Genomic DNA, 18,623 nt, shown 5'->3' on the forward strand with positions numbered 1-18,623 from the left:
GAGATCACCGCTATGTCCACCTCGACACCCACCTGGTTCATCACTGGCGCCTCATCCGGATTTGGTCTTGCATTTGCTCGATATGCGCTTTCGAAATGCTACAATGTCGTTGCCACCGCGAGAGCGAGAGAAAAATTTCAATCGCTGCAGCCGGAGGGAGGCCACCGGCTTTTGACGGTCGAACTCGATGTGAACCGCGCCGCCGCCGCGGAGCAGGCCATTGCCGCCGCCATTACGGCGTTCGGCGGCATAGATGTTCTCATTAACAATGCAGGCTATGCAATTGTCGGGGCGCTGGAGGAAACGCCGGAGGCCGAACTCCGCGCTCTGATGGATACGAATTTCTTCGGTGCCATGGCTGTCACCCGCGCGGCACTTCCTCACATGCGGGCAAGAGGAAAAGGAGCGATCGTCAATATTTCCAGCATGGGAGGCCAGATGTCCTTTGCAGGCGTCGGAGCTTATTCCGCAACGAAATTCGCCTTGGAAGGTTATTCGGAAGCACTCGCCCAAGAGGTCGCGCCGTTCGGGATCAAGGTGCTCATCGTCGAGCCCGGTGCTTTCAGAACGTCACTTGTCAGCAATGCCGAGCGTTTCATGCCGAGCCATGATGCCTACCGGGAGACGCTCGCCGGCGTTCGAAAAGCGATGCTCGATATGGATGGAACCCAGGTCGGCGATCCACTGAAAGCCGCAGCCGCGATCGATATTGCGCTGGCTAGCGAAAACACGCCGCTGCGGCTTCAATTGGGTGATGACGCCATCGATGCGGTCCGCCAACATGCGGAACGGTTGCTAGCCGATCTCGGAATTTGGAAGGGTGTCGGTTCGAATACGCGGCTTGACGCCTGAGACTGAGTTTGAAGCCGGCGACCGCTTCTGGAACCGTTGTCTTCTCCCCGCGGGCGGGGAGAAGAGGGGAGAGAGCCAACCTCCATTCCGAAGAACGAAAGCGGACTTAACGCGCCGCCCAGTTGGCGCCGCGGCGGAAGATGGTTTTCATCTGCGGCACGTCGAATTCCTTGGCCTGGTGGCCGAGCGAGGAATAGAAGACGCGGCCCTTGCCGTATTTCCGCTTCCAGGCGACCGGCATGACGACGCCGTCGATCCAGTAGGCGTGATCGCCGGTGAAGGTCGTGGTTGCCAGCACTTCGTTCGACGGATCGACATGCATGTAGTACTGCTCGGACGTGTAAGGGAAGTCCGTGATCCCTTCCATGATCGGGTCGTCTGACTTGGTGATGTTGACGGTATAGTCGATGATGTTGCCGGGATGGGCGACCCACTGGCCGCCGATGATGAACTGGTATTCCACGCTTTCGCGGAAGCTGTCACCGGCGCCGCCGTGATAGCCGGCAATGCCGACGCCGCTTTCGATCGCGGCGGCGAGGTTCTTCACTTCTTCCTTCTCGATCTTCGACATGGTGACGATCGGCACGATCAGGCTGAGGTCATGGATCGATGGATCGGCAAAGGCTTCCGTGCTGTTTTCGAGGTAGACCTTGAAGCCGTCCTCCTGCAGCATGTCGCGGACGATATGGGCGCATTCCTGCGGTTCGTGACCGCTCCAGCCGCCCCAGACGATAAGTGCTTCACGCATGATGGTTCTCCTGAATTAGCGGCCGATCTTACCGTCCACGAGGGATTCGGAAAGCGGGGCCGGGCGTTCTGTCTTGGTGGTAATGGCGACCGTGCGGCCTGTGTCGGATGCGGTCTGGAAGGCTTCCATGACTTCGAGCACATGCAGCGCGAGGCTGCCATTGGCGCGGTGTGGCCGGTTGGAGCGGATGGCATGCGCCAGATCGGCGACACCGAGTGAGCGATAGTTGCCGTCGGCATAAGGGGCCGTGACTTCGCGTTCCTCGAACTGGCCGCCCTTCTTGAGGTATTCGACAGGGCCGGCAAAGCGGTTCGGGTCAGGCACGATCAGCGTGCCCTCGGTGCCGTAGACTTCGAGCGGCACGTGCTTGTGGCCGGCGACGTCGAAGCTCATGCCGATCTGCACGACAGCGCCGTTGGCAAAGGCCATGACGCCGGCGACATGGGTCGGCACATGCACCGGGATACGCTCGCCGTTGCGCGGCTCACTGGTGATGATGCGTTCCTTGCGAGGGGTCACTGCAAAGCCGGCTACCTGGGAAACCGGGCCCAGCAGATTGACGAGGTCGGTGATGTAGTAGGGACCCATGTCGAGCATCGGGCCGCCGCCGACTTCGTAATAGAAAGCCGGATTCGGGTGCCAGCGTTCATGGCCCGGGCACATGAAGGTGGCGGTACCGCCGACCGGAATACCGATCGCGCCTTCATCGATGACAGCACGCGCCGTCTGGTGGCCGCCGCCGAGGAAGGTATCCGGAGCCGCGCCGATGCGCAGGCCCCTGGCGGCAGCGGCGTCGGCGAGCTTCTTGCCCTCGGCGAAGTTGATGCCGAGCGGTTTTTCGGAATAGGTGTGCTTGCCGGCGTCGAGCGCCTGCAGGCCGACGGCGACGTGCGCCTTCGGGATGGTCAGGTTGACGATAATCTCGATCGTGGGATCAGCGAACAGGGCGGCAACGTCAACGGCTTTCAGGCCGAATTCGGCGGCCTTTGTTTCGGCGAGTTCGCGATTGAGGTCGGCGACCCCTTTGATATCGAGAATGGGGAACGATTTCATCGCGGTGAGGTAGGCTCCGGAAATATTTCCGCAACCGATGATGCCGATACCGACCTTTTCCATAGAACTTCCTCCAAATGAAGTGTCTGTGCATACCTTGCGGGGTCAGAGCGCCGGGGCCGGCCCTGTCGTTCCCCAAGGAGATTCGTAGAGTTCGCGCAGTGCGACCACAGCCGCGCCCTGCGCCCAGGTTTCATCCGTCGACTGATCGAAGACGAGTTCGGTCACGCCCTTGATCGATGGCGGGATCGCCAGGGAATAGGCGTCCCGGAGGCTGTCGAGGAAGGGTTGGCCAAGCGCAAGGCTCGATCCGACGAGGATAACGCGCGGCGGCGCGAACAAGGTGACGATATTGGCAAGCGCCATGCCGCAGGCTTCGCCCGCCCGGATCGCCGCGCTGATCAGTGTGTTGTCCTCGGCTGCAATCAATGTTTTAGCATGGGCCATGCCGCGGCCGAGGCGGATGGCTTCGGCAAAGCGGCCGCCGTTCGGCTGGTCGCCGAGAATGGCACTTTCACCTGCCAGGCTCGCGAGCCTGATCATGCCCTGCGGCCCGATACCGAGCGCGAGGTCACCGAGATTGTGGCTCAAGCCACCGGCGCCGCGGAACAGTTGGCCGCCATGCAACACGCCGAGGCCGAGTGTCTGTTCCAGCGACACCAGCACCATATCGTCGAGATCTCTCGCCTCGCCAAACCAGTGGTGCGCCAAGGTGATCGCATGGGCATCGCTCTCGACGATGGTGGTGACGCCCAGCCGCTCGGACATGTCCTTGGCAAAATCGACGCCGTTTTCGCGGAAGATCGGGCTGGAACGCACGTGGCCGGTGCGGTGTTCGATAACGCCGGGCAGGCCGAGACAGACCGAATCGATTTCATCGAGTGCCAGATCGGCATCGACCACGCAGCGGCGTACGCCGTCCTCGATGAGGTCGGTGATGACGCTGATCGGCTGCCGGTCGACCCGAAGGGCGAGCGTCAGCGTCGAGAGCACCTCGCCGCGGAAATTGGCAACAACGAAAACCATGCGGTTGGCTGCGATTTTTGCGCCGACGACGCGGGCGGCATCCGGATTGAGCTCCAGCATGACACGCGGCCGGCCACGGGCCGCTGCTTCCCGCAGGTCGCCTTCGGTACGTGCCAGGATCAGGCCGTCATCGAGTAGCGAAGCTGTGATTGCCGAGACCGTGGTGGTCGAAAGCTGGGTGCGTTCGCTGATTTCAACACGCGCGATTGAGCCCGCGCGCCGGATCGTATCCAGCACGTTGAAGCGGTTTATCGCTCGCATAAGCTCGGGGTCTGCTGTTTTCATGAGAATGTTGCCGAATGATAATTCCGCTCGGCTATGAGCCTGATATTTTTGACGGGATACGAATTAAATAGCCTATGCTTATTGCCCGATGTCAAGCCGCTTTCCCGCCATTTTGCCTAAATTTTAGGAATGGCGGTTGACATTTCAGCAAAGCTCCGTTGAATTAATCCGCATAAGGGAAAAATTAATCGAAGCTCTTGTTCCCTTCGGAGGAGAAAATCATGCTGTATGAACGTGGGGCGAAAGCCCTTCGCGGAGCGCGTATTGCTGCCATTGCCGCCGCCACGGGGCTTTCGATCCTTGCCGGCGCTACTAGCGCGGCTGCCGATACCGTCGTCAAGTGGCTGCACCTGGAGCTCGATCCGAACTACATCGCCGTCTGGCGGAAGATCGCCGATCAGTACGAAGCCAAGCACCCAGGCGTGAAGATCGAAATGCAGTTCCTGGCGAACGAAGCCTTCAAGGCCAAGCTGCCGACGCTGCTGCAGTCGAAGGACGCGCCGGACTTCTTCTATAGCTGGGGCGGCGGCGTGCTGAAGCAGCAGGAAGAAACCGGCACTCTGATGGACCTGACCTCGGCGATGAACGCCAATGGCGGCGCCTGGCTGAAGACCTATAACCCGGCAGCCGTCAAGGGCCTGACCTTCGACAACAAGATCAGCGCCGTACCATTCAAGCTCGGCACCGTGTCCTTCTTCTACAACAAGGCGCTCTTCGCCAAGGCCGGCGTCGATGCGACAGCCATCAAGACCTGGGACGACTATCTGGCCGCGGTCAAGAAGATCAAGGCTGCCGGCATCGTGCCGATCGCGGGCGGTGGCGGGGAGAAGTGGCCGATCCACTTCTACTGGAGCTATCTGGTGATGCGTGACGGCGGCCAGCAGGTCTTTACCGCGGCCAAGACCGGCCAGGGCAATGGCTTCAACGATCCGGCGATCATCAAGGCCGGCGAGCAGCTCGCCGACCTCGGCAAGCTCGATCCGTTCCAGCCCGGCTATCTCGGCACCACCTGGCCGCAGGCGCTCGGCGTCTTCGGCGACGGCAAGGCTGCGATGATCCTTGGTTTTGAAAACACCGCAGCCAACCAGCGCACCAATGCCGGCGACGGCAAGGGTCTGGCCGACGACAATATCGGCCGCTTCGCCTTCCCGGCGGTTACGGGCGGCGCCGGTCTTCCGACCGATACGCTCGGCGGCCTGAACGGCTGGGCCGTGACCAAGAAGGCTCCGCCGGAAGCGCTCGACTTCCTGGCCTATCTGACCAATCCGGACAATGAGCGCATCATGGCGCAGGCCGGCATGATCATTCCGGTGACGATCGGTTCGGAAGATGGGGTCAAGAGCCCGCTGATGCACGCATCGGCCGAGCAGCTGGCGCATTCGACCTGGCACCAGAACTTCTTCGACCAGGATCTCGGCCCCTCCGTCGGCCGTGTCGTCAACGACATCGCGGTCGGTATCGTTTCGGGTCAGATGACGCCGAAGGATGGCGCACAGCAGGTCCAGGACGCTTTCGAGCAGGATCAGCTCTAACGCCAACGGGCGCCGGCAATCCCCCCGGCCGGCGCCTTTTTTCTTTTGGATTACAAAGTCGAGACTGCCAATGACCGATGTCAGCGCAACGACCGCCATACCCTCCATCGCCAGAGCGAAACCCGCAGCACGGCGAAAATCACCAGCCGCACGCGGTCGCATGCCTGTCATCCTACTGTTCCTGCCGCCGGCGCTGCTGCTTTTCACCATCTTCGTCATCCTGCCGATGGGAGAAGCTGCCTGGTACAGCCTTTACAAATGGAACGGTTACGGCCCGCCGACGGAATTCGTGGGCCTGCGCAATTTTCAGGTTCTCTTCAAGAACGACGCCTTCCTGACGTCGCTCAAGAACAATGCGTTGATTATCCTGGTTTCGATCGCTGTTCAGGTGCCGCTTGCCATCTGGCTGGCGACGATGCTGGCAAACCGCATTCGCGGCGTCGTGCTCTTCCGGCTGATCTTCTTCCTGCCCTATGTGCTGGCTGAAGTGGCCGCCGGCCTGATCTGGCGCTTCGTCTATGACGGCGATTACGGCCTGTTTGCCGCGATCTCGCATTTTCTCGGCACGGCCACGCCCTATGTGCTCGCCGATAAGAATCTGGCGATGTATGCAGTGCTGGCGGTGATCGTGTGGAAATATTTCGGCTTCCACATGATGCTGTTCATTGCCGGCCTTCAATCGCTGGACAAGAGCGTGCTGGAAGCCGCCGAAATCGACGGCGCCACCGGGTGGCAGAAATTCCGCTACGTCACCCTGCCGTTGCTCGGCTCGACGCTGCGTCTGTCCGTCTTCTTCGCCGTCGTCGGTTCGCTGCAGCTTTTCGATCTCATCATGCCGCTTACAGGTGGCGGACCGTTCAACTCGACGCAGACAATGGTGACCTTCCTCTACAATTTCGGCGTGACCCGCATGCAGGTCGGCCTCGGCAGCGCCGTCGGTGTGGTGCTGTTCGTCATCTGCGTCACCCTCGCCTTCGGCTACAAACGGATATTTATGCGCAATGACTGATCTGACTTCATCCGTTCGCATGACCACCGGCACGAAGATCTATCTCTACGTGTCGCTGACCATCATCGCCGCCATCGTGCTAATCCCGCTGTTGACCACGGCGCTTGGCGGTTTCAAGTCGCTTGGCGATCTCAGGACCCATCCCTTCGGCCTGCCGTCTGAGTGGCATTTCGAGAACTATACCGGCATCCTGTTCGGCGACCGCTACTGGCGGCAGATGATGAACTCGCTGATCATCGCCGTCCTGACCGTGTTCCTGACGGTCACGGTGTCGGCCATGGCGGCCTTCGCCTTCGCGCACGTGAAGTTCTTCGGCTCGAACTTCCTGCTGAATTATTTCCTGATCGGCCTGATGTTCCCGGCGGCCACCGCGATCCTGCCGCTGTTCATCCGCATCCGCGATCTCGGCCTGCTCAATACCTACTGGGGCGTGGTGCTGCCGCAAGTGGCTTTCGGTCTTGGTATGAGCATTCTTCTGTTCCGGAATTATTTTCGAAACCTTCCGGAAGAATTGTTTCAGGCCGCTTTCGTCGATGGTTGCGGCTATATCCGCTTCTTCTGGCACATCTCGCTACCGCTCTCGCGTCCGATCGTTGCCACCGTCAGCATTATCTCCTTTGTCGGGAGCTGGAACAGTTACATCCTGCCGCTGATCATGCTGAATTCGGACTCGATTTATCCCTGGCCGCTTGGCATGATGGTCTATAGCGGCGAATTCGGCACAGAATGGGAGTTGGTGCTGGCCTTCATCACGCTGACCATCATGCCCACTATCATCGTTTTCTTCCTTGCGCAAAAGCACATCATCGCGGGTCTCACCGCCGGCGCTGTGAAATCGTAAGCCTTACCGGAGCAAATAGCATGGCATCCGTTGAACTGCATAACATCCACAAAGCCTATGGCGCACTGCCGGTCATCCACGATGTCTCGCTGGCGATCGGCGACGGCGAGTTCATTGCCCTTGTCGGGCCGTCCGGCTGCGGGAAGTCGACCCTGCTGCGCATGATCGCCGGCCTTGAGGAAATCACCGACGGCGATGTGTCGATTGGGGGGCAGGTGGTCAATGAATTGACGCCGCGCGAGCGCAATATCGCCATGGTTTTCCAGTCCTACGCGCTTTATCCGCATATGACGGTCGCGCAGAATATGGGCTTCAATCTCAAACTGTCGGGCGAGACCAAGCAGGTGATCGAGCAGCGGGTCAACGAGGCCGCGCGCATGCTCGACCTCACCAAGCTACTCGACCGCAAGCCGGCGCAGCTTTCCGGCGGCCAGCGCCAGCGTGTCGCCATGGGCCGCGCCGTCGTGCGCAATCCGGCCGTCTTCCTGTTCGACGAGCCCTTGTCGAACCTCGATGCAAAACTGCGCGTGCAGATGCGCTCGGAGATCAAGGCGCTGCATCAGAAAGTGCAGACGACCTCGATCTATGTCACGCACGACCAGATCGAAGCGATGACGCTTGCCGACCGCATCGTGGTGCTGAACCAGGGGCGGATCGAGCAGCAGGGCACGCCGATCGACCTTTACCGGCAGCCAGCCAATCTTTTCGTCGCGGGGTTTATCGGCTCGCCGGCCATGAATTTTCTTGATGGGGTAGCAGATGGCGCTGAGGGCTCGCCGGCCGTGCGGCTGAAGGATGGCACGCAGGTGCGCATTGCGAATGCGCGCAAAGTGAAGCCCGGTCAGACCGTGAAGATTGGACTTCGGCCCGAACATCTCAGTTTGACGGGCAATGGCTCGGCGCTCACTGGCCAGACCTTGCTGGTCGAACCGACAGGCGCGCAGACCCACGTGCTCTTCGATCTTGCCGGCGAACAGGTGACAGCCGTCGTCGACGGCGAAGCCCCGGTTCGCTATGGCGAGCAATTGAAGGTCACCGTCAACCCCGATCAGGTCTATGTTTTCGACAGCGGAAGCGGCTTGGCTCTTTAAGCGGCGATGTTTATGGCGTCGACCCGGTCGGGATAGAAGGCCATATAATCCTTGATCTGGCTTACGGAAGCGTATGGATTTTCGTAGGTCCAGATCGCGTTTACCGAACGCTCGCCGCCGGCGGGAATGCTGTAATAGGAGCAATCGCCCTTATAGGGGCAATAGGTCGCGTGGTCTGTTCTCTTGAGCGCGGACATGTCGACATCCTTGCGCGGAACATAAATGACCGCCGGATAGGTGGCTTCCTGCAGAGACAGCGCTTCCCGCGTATCGGCGATGACCTTGCCGGCAACCGAAACGGTGACGTGGGCCCGCTTGTTCTCGATCGTGATGGGATGATCGAGACCGGGAATTTTGACCAGCTTTTCGGACATTCTTGCTCTCCTCAGCTTTGACAGTAGTTGGTCAGGCACAAAGTTCCACCACCGGCAGACGCGCCCGACGATCCATGTTCAAAATGCATATAGGAAGTGTTCAGCCGATTATCAGGCCCTATGGATTCCGCGCTTTCGGCGCCCCCCAGCGCAAGCCGTCCATCAGCAGCCGGACGAGTCGGCGGGCGCGGTCATGCCACTCCGGTGAACTGGGCATGGAATAGGTGCCGGACAGCGCCTGCAGCACATCGGTGCTATCGACGTCGGTGCGGATCGAGCCGTCGGCCATTGCCCGTTCGATCAGGCCGCTGAGCGCAATCGGCACCTTGCCATAGCTGTCGGCGAAGAGTGTGGAATTGCTGTTGAAAAGGATCCGCAGGCTGTCGGCCATGCCGCGCTTGGTGGCGATGTAGCCGACAAAGCGGTGCATCCATTCTTCCAGCGCCTGATCCGGCGCACGCTCGCGGGAGAGTTCTTCGGCCGCGTTGCAGAGCGCTTCGACCTCGTGACGATAGACGACTTCGACGAGATGTTCGCGGGTCGGAAAATGACGGTAGAGCGTACCGACCCCGACACCGGCGCGCCGGGCGATGTCTTCGAGCGAGGCTGCGGTGCCGTGGCTGGCGAAGGCTTCGGCCGCGACTTCGACAAGCTTGTCACGATTGCGCCGTGCATCCGCGCGTAGGGTTTTAGCGCCAGTCGGCGTGTCGTCTTTCAGCTTTGACGATGGCCTGGAAGCCAATTTTCGCTCCATGCGGATTGCAACTTGACGATATCGAACAAGTCTCTACGGTTATAAACGGAGGCGCCTCCGTTTAATCTTGAGTACCAGAGAATTGTTATCTCATAAAGGGCCAGGATGCCATTGCTGTCTAATCGGAGGATCAACGACCGCAAAGGTGCTATCTTACCTCGATACTCTACCACAAGCCGCATGCGCCGGCGAAAGCGCCATGATCCGATTACCTGGCGCCGGTCAGGCTTGGCGTCAAGAAAGGATGTCACGACCGGTTGATTCCGATGATTGTAAGATGATGACACGAACAGGGAGTGAGCTGATGACGACCGTCCGTCTCGATATCAATGGGCACGAGCACGAGCTTTCGCTCGATCCACGTGTCACGCTTCTCGATGCCCTTCGCGAGCATCTCTGTCTGACCGGCACGAAGAAGGGTTGCGACCAGGGCCAATGTGGCGCCTGCACCCTCCATGTGGACGGCGAACGCGTGCTCTCCTGTCTGATGCTGGCCGCTCAGGTCGAGGGCCGCAAGGTTACCACGATCGAAGGGCTGGCGGCAGAAAACGGCGATCTGCATCCGGTGCAGGCCGCTTTCCTGGAGCACGACGCCTTCCAGTGCGGCTATTGCACGCCGGGACAGATCATGTCGGCGGTTGCCTGCATCCGCGAGGGCCATGCCGGTTCCGACGATGAAATCCGTGAGTATATGGCGGGCAATCTCTGTCGGTGCGGCGCCTATCCGCATATCGTCGCCGCTGTGCGCGAAGCAGCGGAGGCCAGGCGATGAGAGCGTTTTCCTATCTTCGCGCCGGCTCCGTCGATGAAGCCCGGCAGGCCGCAGCCTCTTCCGGCACCATGCTGCTCGCCGGCGGGACGACGCTGCTCGACCTCGCAAAATGTGGCGTTGCCGAGCCCCAGACGATGGTCGATATCAGCCATCTTGCCGGTCTCGATGCCATTTCTCTCGCCGATCAGGGGGTCACAATTGGCGCGCTCGCAAAAATGAGCCGGGTCGCCGACGATGCGAATATCAAGGCGCAATTCCCGGCCGTTTCGGAGGCGCTGTCGCTCGCGGCCTCGGCGCAGATCCGCAACATGGCGACGATCGGCGGCAATCTGATGCAGCGCACGCGCTGTCCCTATTTCCGCGATCCCGCGACCTTCTCCGCCTGCAATAAGCGCGCGCCCGGTTCCGGCTGTTCGGCGATCGGCGGCGTTACGCGCAATCACGCTGTTCTCGGCACAAGCGAGGCCTGTATCGCCACCAATCCCGGCGATCTTGCTGTCGCTCTGGTGGCTTTCGATGCGGTCGTGCATCTCGGCAGCCGTCAGCTCGCAGTCGACGATTTCTTCCTTTTGCCGGGAACGACGCCTGAGCGGGAACATGCGATCGAGCCGGGCGAGATGATCACGGCGATCACCATTCCGGCTTCGGCTGCCGCGCGGCGTTCGACCTATCTCAAAGTCCGCGACCGCCAGTCCTACGAGTTCGCGGCGGCCAGCGCCACCGTCGGACTTGAACTGGAAGCGGATGGTCGAACGATCCGCGATATCAGGGTGGCGCTCGGCGGTGTCGCCACCAAGCCGTGGCGCGCCCACGCCGTCGAAGCGGCATTGAAGGGCCAGGTGCTCGATGCGGATGCCGTGAAGCGCGCCAGCCTGCTCGCCGTTGAAGGTGCCGTCGATCATGGCGCCAATCATTACAAGATCGTACTTGCGCCCCGTGTTGTCGAGCGCGCCATCTTGAAGATGGGAGAATTGGCATGACCATCATGGAAACCAGGAAGCATGGCGCCGCCGACGGCGCGCTCGGTGGGCGGTTGTCCCGTCTGGATGGAATCGCGAAGATCAAGGGCGAGGCCGACTATGCCGTCGAGCGCGATCTTGAAGGGCTGACCCATGCGGTCATAGTGCAGAGCACGATCGCTTCGGGCCGCATCACCGGCATTGACACGTCGGTGGCGGAAAGGGCGCCGGGCGTTCTGTTGGTACTGACGCCGGACAATCAGATTGCGCTGAATTCGGCGACCACCTGGATGGACACGCCCGGCCCGGAAGGTCCCTATCAGCCGTTGCTGCGCGAGATCACCTTCAGCGGCCAGCATATCGCCGCCGTCGTTGCCGAGACCTTCGAACAGGCGACGGCTGCCGCAGCATTGATCAACGTCACCTATGAAGAAGCGCCGGCGATCTTCAGCCTCGAGGATCCGAAGGGCGGCGAAGGTTTTCCCATCGATCCGATGACCAAGGAATGGGGCGATGCCGCGGCAGCGCTCGCGGCCGCGCCGGTCAAGATCGAGGTGGAATACAAGACGCCGCGGGAATACAACGTGCCGATCGAACCGCATGGGCTGATCGCCAAATGGGACGACGACAGGCTGACCGTTTGGGAGCCGAGCCAGTGGATCGACGGCATGGCGCGGACCTATGCCGAATGGTTCGGTATTCCCTTCGAGAGCGTACGGATGATCTCGCCTTATATCGGCGGCGGTTTCGGCTCGAAAGCATTTGCGCTTCCGCATGGCGCGGTCGCCATCATGGCGGCAAAAAAGCTTGGCCGTCCAGTGAAGCTGGTCGTCACTCGGCCGCAGACCTTCACCGCCTTTGGGGGCCGGCCCGGCACGCGCCAGACGATCGCGCTCGGTGCGACCGAGGATGGCAAGCTTCTCTCCATCGTCCATAACAGCGCCAATGAAACCTCGATGGACGGCATGGCGGTCGAGCCTCTCGGTGTCGTCACGGCGCTCATGTACGCGACGCCCAATCTCTCGTCGCGACAGAACGTCGTGCGGGTGAACACGGTGACGCCGGGTGCGCTCCGCGCCCCGGGCGAAAATCCGAGCGCCTGGGGCATCGAAAGCGCCATAGACGAGCTTGCCTATGAGCTTGGCATGGACCCGCTGGAAATCCGGCTGAAGAATTATGCCGAACGGGATAACGAAGCCGACAAGCCCTGGTCGACAAGGCAGTTGCGGGAGGCTTTCGACGCGGGTGCGAGGGCGTTCGGCTGGGTGAAGCGTTCCCATGCGCCGCGCTCCATGCGCGACGGCAGGCATCTGATCGGCTGGGGCGTGGGCGCTGGCACCTATCCGGTGCGCCGCACGCCGGGCGAAGCGTTGGTGCGCATCCTGGCCGACGGCTCGGCGGAGGTGGCGAGCAGCGGCATCGACATGGGCCAGGGCACCTATACGATCCTGGCGCAGACGGCGGCGGAAACACTGGGCATTCCGGTCGAGCAGATCCGCGTCAAGCTTGGCGATTCCGCCCTGCCGCGTGCGCCCGTCGCCGGTGGCTCGCAGCTCGCCAATCTGATGACCGGCGCCGTCTACAAGGCGGCGATCGCCGCCCGCGACGAGCTGGTGGGGCTGGCGATCAACGATCCCAACTCGCCGTTCCGAGATCTGCAGGCCAATACGCTGACAGTTTCGGAAGGCCGCATTTTGCCGCCGCGCGAAGGCGGCGACGGCATCGCCATTGCCGAGCTGTTGCGGCAAGTCGGTCGCGACAAGATCGAGGTGCTGCGCAACACCCTGCCGGAAGACAAGCAGAGCAAAGCGGATCACTACCGCAACTTTTCAACCATCGCGACCATGCAATCACCGACGGATGGCGACTATTCACTGCATAGCTGGTGCGCGCACTTCATCGAAGTCCGCGTCGACGAGGATTTCGGCACCGTGCGCGTTTCGCGCGTCGTCTCGGCACTCGATTCCGGCAGGCTCTATAATCCGAAGCTTGTCGAAAGCCAGTGGAAGGGCGGCATCATCATGGGCATCGGGCAGGCGCTGCTCGAAGAGGGTATTGTCGATGAGCGCTATGCCCGTGTCATCAACAACAATCTCGCCGATTATCTCGTGCCGACCAATGCCGATATTCCCGACATCGACGTCATCTCCGTCGGCATCCCCGATCCCCACGCCTCCATACTCGGCGGCAAGGCGGTCGGCGAACTCGCGATCGTCGGTGTGGCACCGGCGATTGCCAATGCGGTATTCCATGCGACGGGCAAGCGGATACGCGAGCTGCCGATTACGCTGGAGAAGCTGCTGTAGTTTGTGAGGATTTTGGGGATGGTCGGGCATGTCCGCCGTTGTCGTAATTTTGTGCGCTGCCCCCTCACCCTAGCCCTCTCCCCGCAAGCGGGGCGAGGGGATGACAGCGCCAAATAATCGGCCCCCCACCTGAACAGAAGGCGGCGTTGGACATTGTAGAACCCCCTCTCCCCGCATGAGCGGGGAGAGGGCTGGGGTGAGGGGCCAGGCAAACACGCACGGCGCAATCACGCTCGCCTGGCCATTCCCCACTCGATCACTCACCCCAGAGGCAGGATCAGCACATCGCGCGCCGGAACCTCCACGCGGCCTCCACTCTGCGTTGCCCCGACAGGCCAGACAGCCTTACCGGAATTAAGCGTTCCAACGACCAATTCGACTTCCGTCATCTGCGCGGTGCGGGTCGGATTGACCAGCCAGAGGAAGCTGCCTTTTTCCCCCTCGTGGGTACGGGCAAACAACGCGGCATTGGAGAGCTTTACCTGCCGCGCCTTGCCGCTCCAGCGGAAGAGCTCGGCAAAGAAGGCGCCGTTTGCGCGGCCCTCGCTGCGGTAATAGGCGACGGAGGGATTGGTGCCGATCAGCAGGGTGCGGCCCTTGCCGAAGCGGTGTTCGACGACGGCCAGGCGTCCGTCGTCGAAATTGCCGCGGGCCGTGCCGCCGGCGAGCCTATAGGACTGCAGCAGGCCGCCGCCGTCGACGGCTGCGCCGTCCAGCTTGAAATGGATGCGATCGCCGATATCGGGCATGAACTCGACTTCGTCTTCCAGAGCGCCGAACACCTTGTCGAGCCCCATGTTCGGCTGGATGGTGCCGACATGGCCGCGATCGCCGAAATAGCCGGGGCAGGCTTCGGATATCAGCGTGCCGCCCTTTTCGACCCAGGCGGTGAGCCGCGCCGCCTGTTCGGCGGTGAACATGATCGGGTAGGGGAAATAGAGCAGGTCATAGGCGTCGATGTCGTCGATGTGCACCCAGTCCGGCTGCACGCCATTTTCGAGGAAGGCGCGGTAGGCGCCCCACATGGCTTCCGGATAAGGCTTTTCCTTGCGGTCGTAGCTCAGCAGATATTCGAATTCCTGCGTTTCAGGCACAACGAGGATGCCGATCTCGCCGCGGACAGGTTTTGCCTCCCAGAGGGCGGCCTGCGCCGGTTCGTTGGCCCATTTCGCCATGGCGCTTGCCATGTCCGAGCGCGGCGTGCGCGAGCCGTCCATGGCGTAGGAACCGAAAGCGCCGAAGAGCGGGCCGTCGAGCAGCGGCCGCCAGCGCAGATTGAGGATGCCGCGAGCGCCGCCGGCAAGCGAGGTCATGCTCCAGAGGCGGATATCCTCGGGATCGACGACACGGCCGTCCTCCTTGTCGCGACCGATCACCTGCGGCTGCAGCCATAGCGGACCGCCTTGACGCTCTGCATGCCAGAAGGGCTTGCCGCGGGCGGCAGCGCGGTTGATGTCGACGCCGTACCAGTTCTTCCAGGCTTCGCTGCCCTTGCGGGCCTGAACCCAGGTGAAGCCATAGACCTCGACCTTGGAAGCGGCGAGCCAATCGTCGCAGCCATTGGAGGCCATGATCGGGATCGCCCCCGAAATGCCGTGAGCGGCAATGACGTTCTTTTGGTCGACGGCGCGGATGGTATCGATGCGCCACTGCATCTGATCATAGAAATTGTCGCGCTTGAATTTCAGCCAGTCGATGCACTCCGGGTAGGGGGCCATATGGACCGGCGGCTCGATGTCGTCCCATTCGGTGTAGCTGTAGCGATGCCAGGCGAGCGCCAGCGTTTTCAGATCGCCGTATTTCTTCTCCAGCCATTTGCGGAAGGCGGCCTTGGCGTAATCGCTGTAGTCGACGTCGGCGGAATAATTGCATTCGTTCCAGACGTCGTAGCCGTAGATCGCCGGATGGTCCTTGTAGCGAGTGGCGAGCGCGGTCAGGAAGCGACCGGCTGCTTCCTTTACTTCCGGGCAGTTCAACGTCAGCGCACCGGCGCCGCCGCCATTGTTGGAAAAGCCGCCGGTTGCGGCCGAAACGCCCATGTATGAGCCGAGCTTGGAACCATCGGCGTTGACCTGTAGGGCATGCTTGTATTTGCGCACCGCCCAGTCCGGCACGGCATGGATGAGTTCGGCGATGATGGTCTTGATGCCGTTCTGTGCGGCGAGATCGAGCTGGCGGTCGTATTCCGCCCAGTCGTAGACGCCAGGCGCCACCTCGATTGCACTCCACATGAACCAGTGTCGGAAGATGTTGAGTCCGTCTTCACCGGCGACCTTGTAATCGCGTTCCCAATCGGCCTGCGGCGGATTGGACTTGCGGAAATAGACGGCTCCGTAGGGCAGTTGAATATCGTTTCTGGGCATAGTCGGGTCCTTCTTCAATCAGTCTATCGGGCAAAGCTTCGCCGTCCGAAGATTGGCTTCGGTTCAGCAGCTATTGGTCTTGCAGGCGGTTGTTTCCTTGAGGAGGTTCCGGGTTAGAGCGGGGTCTCCTTGGCCATCATCGCGTCCTCACGTGCGGTAGGGTTTCATCCAGCCGAGACCTTCCGTGGTGCCGGCCTTGGGCCTGTATTCGCAGCCGACCCAACCATCGTAGCCCAGGCGGTCGAGTTCGCTGAGGATGAAGCCATAGTTGATCTCGCCCGTGCCCGGTTCGTTGCGGCCGGGGTTGTCGGCGATCTGCACATGGGCGATGCGATCCTTCAATCGCTCGAAAGTCCGGACCAGGTCGCCCTGCGTGATCTGCATGTGGTAAAAATCATACTGGATATAGAGGTTGTCGGAGCCGACCTTATCGAGGATGCGCTCGGCATGATCTGTCGTCGACAGGAAAAAGCCCGGCATGTCGTGGAGATTGATCGGCTCGATCAAGAGCTTGATGCCGGCATCGGCCATCCGCGGCGCGGCATAGCGGAGATTGTCGACCAGCACGCGTTCGAGGGTTTCGAGGTCGGCATCCTTGGGGACAAGGCCGGAGATGACGTTCAGCCGCTTGCAATCGAGGGCTGCCGCATAATCGAGCGCGGCGGCCACTCCGTCGCGAAACTCATCTACGCGGTCCGGGAGACAGGCTATACCGCGTTCGGTGCCGGCCCAGTCGCCCGACGGCAGGTTGAAGAGCACTTGCGTCAGGCCGTTGATCTTCAATGCATCGGCTACCTTTTCCTTGGGCTCGGCATAGGGGCCCAAATATTCGAGGCCCTTGAAGCCATCCCGCGCGGCAGCGGCAAACCGGTCGATGAAAGGCAGGTCCTGATAAAGAAAGGAGAGGTTGGCGGAAAATTTCGGCACGTATTTCATCCTCAAAGAGCGGGTGCATTGAAGCGCTGCCGGTGCAGCATGCGCTTGTCGCGCGGATCGGGGTTCGGAACAGCGGAGATGAGACTCTTGGTATAGGCCTCGTTCGGCGCGGTGCAAATCTGTTCGGCCTCGCCAATTTCGACGATCCTGCCGCGATGCATGACCGCCACCCGATCGCAAAAATAACGGATCACGGAAATATCGTGCGAAATGAACAGGAAGCTGAGATTCAGCCGCTGGCGGATATCGAGCAGAAGGTCGAGGATCTGGCTGCGGATCGAGACGTCGAGCGCCGAGGTCGCTTCGTCGGCGATGATGATCTTCGGGTCGAGGGCGAGGGCACGGGCGATGCCGATGCGCTGGCGCTGCCCGCCGGAAAAGGCGTGCGGATAGCGCTCCATCATCATCGGGTCGAGGCCGACGAGGCGCATGAGTTCGCCGACGCGCGCTTCCAGCGCCTTGCCCTTGGCGAGGCCGTTGACGACCAGCGGATCGCCGATCACTTCCTTCACCGTCAGGCGTGGATTGAGCGAGGCGAAGGGGTCTTGAAAAACCAGACGAACCTCACGGTGAAAATGCCGGAGCTCGCGCTTGCCGAGCTTCGTGACGTCGGTCTCACGGCCGTCATGCCTGCGAAACGTCACGGAACCCGAGGTGGGTTCGACCGTGCGCAGGATCAGCCGGCCAAGCGTCGTCTTGCCGGAGCCGCTTTCGCCGACAATGCCAAGGTTTTCGCCGGGATGAAGGTCGAAACTGGCGTCGTCGACGGCACGCAACGGCTTCGAGTTGCGCCCGGCCCAGCCGTAGATTTTCGAGAGATTGCGCACGGACAGGATAGGCATCGGGCTTTCGGCCGCCTTGGCGATGGCGGGAACCTTGCACTGCTGATGATGTGTCAGCTTCAGCGTCGAGTTGAGCAGCTGCTTGGTGTAAGGGTGCTTGGCTGCATGATAGATCGCATCGACCGGCCCGCGCTCGACAATCCTGCCGAAGCGCATGACGGCGACCTCGTCGGCCACCTCCGCGACCACGCCCATGTCGTGGGTGATCAGCAGCATCGCCATGCCGCGGCTGACCTGCAGGCGCTTGATCAGGTCAAGAATTTCCGCTTGCGTAGTGACATCGAGCGCCGTCGTCGGCTCGTCGGCAATCAGAATATCGGGATTGCCGGCCAGGGCCATGGCGATCATGGCGCGCTGGCGCATGCCGCCGGAAAATTCGAAAGTGTAGCGGTCGGCCATCTTCTGCGGATCGGGAATTTCCACCTGGGAAAGCAGCTCGATCGTCTTCTGCATGGCGGCGCGTTTGTCGACATCGCTGTGCAGGCGCACCGCCTCGACGATCTGCGAGCCGATCGTATGCACCGGCGACAGCGAACTCATCGGCTCCTGGAAGACCAGGCCGATGCGGCGGCCGCGAATGGCACGCATCGGGCGGCTCGATGGGTTGAGCGCGGTGACGTCGGTGATCTCGGAGCCGTTGCGCAACAGGATTTGCCCGCCAACGATCTCGCCGGGCCTGTCGACGATACGCAGCAGCGAACGCGCCGTCACGCTTTTGCCGGAACCGCTCTCGCCGACCAGGCATAGCGTCTGGCCTCGCTTCAGCTCGAAACTGACCTTTTCGACCGCGTGCAGGATGTGGGTGCGCAGCCGGAAATCGATCGACAGGTTTTCGACGGAAAGCACGACATCGTCGGGAAGCGTCGCCATGGTCTCCTCC

General features: G+C 61.4%; 16 protein-coding genes. 8 read left to right on the forward strand and 8 right to left on the reverse strand.

The genetic code is table 11. From position 1 onward, the window contains the following. Window positions 1-12: 12 nt before the first annotated feature. Window positions 13-852, forward strand: a complete 840-nt coding sequence (locus tag PY649_RS22850) for an oxidoreductase (RefSeq protein WP_285871016.1) — start codon at window positions 13-15, stop codon at window positions 850-852. Between the two features lie 106 nt (window positions 853-958). On the opposite strand, the gene PY649_RS22855 is transcribed toward PY649_RS22850, so the two are convergent. The 3 genes from PY649_RS22855 to PY649_RS22865 are packed head-to-tail and all read right to left on the reverse strand — an operon-like array spanning window position 959 to window position 3,964. Beyond that, window positions 959-1,600, reverse strand: a complete 642-nt coding sequence (locus PY649_RS22855; RefSeq protein WP_285871018.1) for a ThuA domain-containing protein — start codon at window positions 1,598-1,600, stop codon at window positions 959-961. Window positions 1,601-1,615: 15 nt separating this feature from the next. Further along, the gene (locus tag PY649_RS22860; protein WP_285871019.1) at window positions 1,616-2,716 is read right to left on the reverse strand and encodes a Gfo/Idh/MocA family protein; all 1,101 of its coding nucleotides are present in this window, start codon (window positions 2,714-2,716) and stop codon (window positions 1,616-1,618) included. Window positions 2,717-2,758: 42 nt separating this feature from the next. Further along, window positions 2,759-3,964 (reverse strand): ROK family transcriptional regulator, encoded by a 1,206-nt coding sequence (locus tag PY649_RS22865; protein WP_285871021.1) that lies wholly within the window; start codon window positions 3,962-3,964, stop codon window positions 2,759-2,761. Window positions 3,965-4,185: 221 nt separating this feature from the next. Between PY649_RS22865 and PY649_RS22870 the strand changes: the two genes are divergently transcribed. The 4 genes from PY649_RS22870 (at window position 4,186) to PY649_RS22885 (ending at window position 8,437) form a co-directional block, all read left to right on the forward strand. Next, on the forward strand, window positions 4,186-5,496 hold the full coding sequence (locus PY649_RS22870; RefSeq protein WP_285871022.1) for an extracellular solute-binding protein: 1,311 nt from the start codon (window positions 4,186-4,188) through the stop codon (window positions 5,494-5,496). A gap of 70 nt (window positions 5,497-5,566) precedes the next feature. Next, complete coding sequence (locus PY649_RS22875; protein WP_285871024.1) at window positions 5,567-6,505, forward strand: carbohydrate ABC transporter permease; 939 nt, start codon at window positions 5,567-5,569, stop codon at window positions 6,503-6,505. Then, window positions 6,498-7,346, forward strand: a complete 849-nt coding sequence (locus tag PY649_RS22880) for a carbohydrate ABC transporter permease (RefSeq protein ID WP_285871025.1) — start codon at window positions 6,498-6,500, stop codon at window positions 7,344-7,346. Before PY649_RS22875 ends, PY649_RS22880 begins: the two co-directional genes overlap by 8 nt. 20 nt (window positions 7,347-7,366) lie before the next feature. After that, window positions 7,367-8,437 (forward strand): ABC transporter ATP-binding protein, encoded by a 1,071-nt coding sequence (locus tag PY649_RS22885; protein ID WP_285871026.1) that lies wholly within the window; start codon window positions 7,367-7,369, stop codon window positions 8,435-8,437. Here the strand turns inward: PY649_RS22885 and PY649_RS22890 are convergent. After that, on the reverse strand, window positions 8,434-8,811 hold the full coding sequence (locus PY649_RS22890) for a DUF427 domain-containing protein (RefSeq protein WP_285871027.1): 378 nt from the start codon (window positions 8,809-8,811) through the stop codon (window positions 8,434-8,436). The two genes, PY649_RS22885 and PY649_RS22890, sit on opposite strands and share 4 nt — an antisense overlap. A 118-nt stretch (window positions 8,812-8,929) precedes the next feature. Further along, on the reverse strand, window positions 8,930-9,565 hold the full coding sequence (locus tag PY649_RS22895; protein ID WP_285871028.1) for a TetR/AcrR family transcriptional regulator: 636 nt from the start codon (window positions 9,563-9,565) through the stop codon (window positions 8,930-8,932). A 304-nt stretch (window positions 9,566-9,869) separates the two neighbouring features. Here PY649_RS22895 and PY649_RS22900 point away from each other — a divergent pair, with 304 nt between their 5' ends. From PY649_RS22900 to PY649_RS22910, 3 genes are read left to right on the forward strand one after another with little or no spacing between them, the layout of a single operon-like run. Next, complete coding sequence (locus tag PY649_RS22900) at window positions 9,870-10,337, forward strand: (2Fe-2S)-binding protein (protein ID WP_285871029.1); 468 nt, start codon at window positions 9,870-9,872, stop codon at window positions 10,335-10,337. After that, complete coding sequence (locus PY649_RS22905; protein ID WP_285871030.1) at window positions 10,334-11,317, forward strand: FAD binding domain-containing protein; 984 nt, start codon at window positions 10,334-10,336, stop codon at window positions 11,315-11,317. Before PY649_RS22900 ends, PY649_RS22905 begins: the two co-directional genes overlap by 4 nt. Continuing rightward, on the forward strand, window positions 11,314-13,602 hold the full coding sequence (locus tag PY649_RS22910) for a xanthine dehydrogenase family protein molybdopterin-binding subunit (RefSeq protein ID WP_285871031.1): 2,289 nt from the start codon (window positions 11,314-11,316) through the stop codon (window positions 13,600-13,602). The genes PY649_RS22905 and PY649_RS22910 overlap by 4 nt, the downstream gene beginning before the upstream one ends. A 260-nt stretch (window positions 13,603-13,862) precedes the next feature. Here PY649_RS22910 and PY649_RS22915 read toward each other — a convergent pair whose 3' ends face one another. From PY649_RS22915 to PY649_RS22925, 3 genes are all read right to left on the reverse strand, one after another. Then, window positions 13,863-15,965 (reverse strand): beta-galactosidase, encoded by a 2,103-nt coding sequence (locus PY649_RS22915; protein WP_285871033.1) that lies wholly within the window; start codon window positions 15,963-15,965, stop codon window positions 13,863-13,865. A gap of 147 nt (window positions 15,966-16,112) precedes the next feature. Then, window positions 16,113-16,892, reverse strand: coding sequence for a 2-oxo-tetronate isomerase (otnI, locus tag PY649_RS22920; RefSeq protein WP_285871034.1), 780 nt, complete (start codon window positions 16,890-16,892; stop codon window positions 16,113-16,115). Window positions 16,893-16,903: 11 nt separating this feature from the next. Next, window positions 16,904-18,613 carry an ABC transporter ATP-binding protein gene (locus PY649_RS22925; protein WP_285871035.1) on the reverse strand — a complete coding sequence of 570 codons (1,710 nt, stop codon included), beginning with the start codon at window positions 18,611-18,613 and terminating at the stop codon, window positions 16,904-16,906. Window positions 18,614-18,623 lie beyond the last annotated feature (10 nt).

The organism is Rhizobium mayense, assembly GCF_030272705.1.
GTDB classification, from domain to species: Bacteria; Pseudomonadota; Alphaproteobacteria; order Rhizobiales; family Rhizobiaceae; genus Rhizobium; species Rhizobium mayense.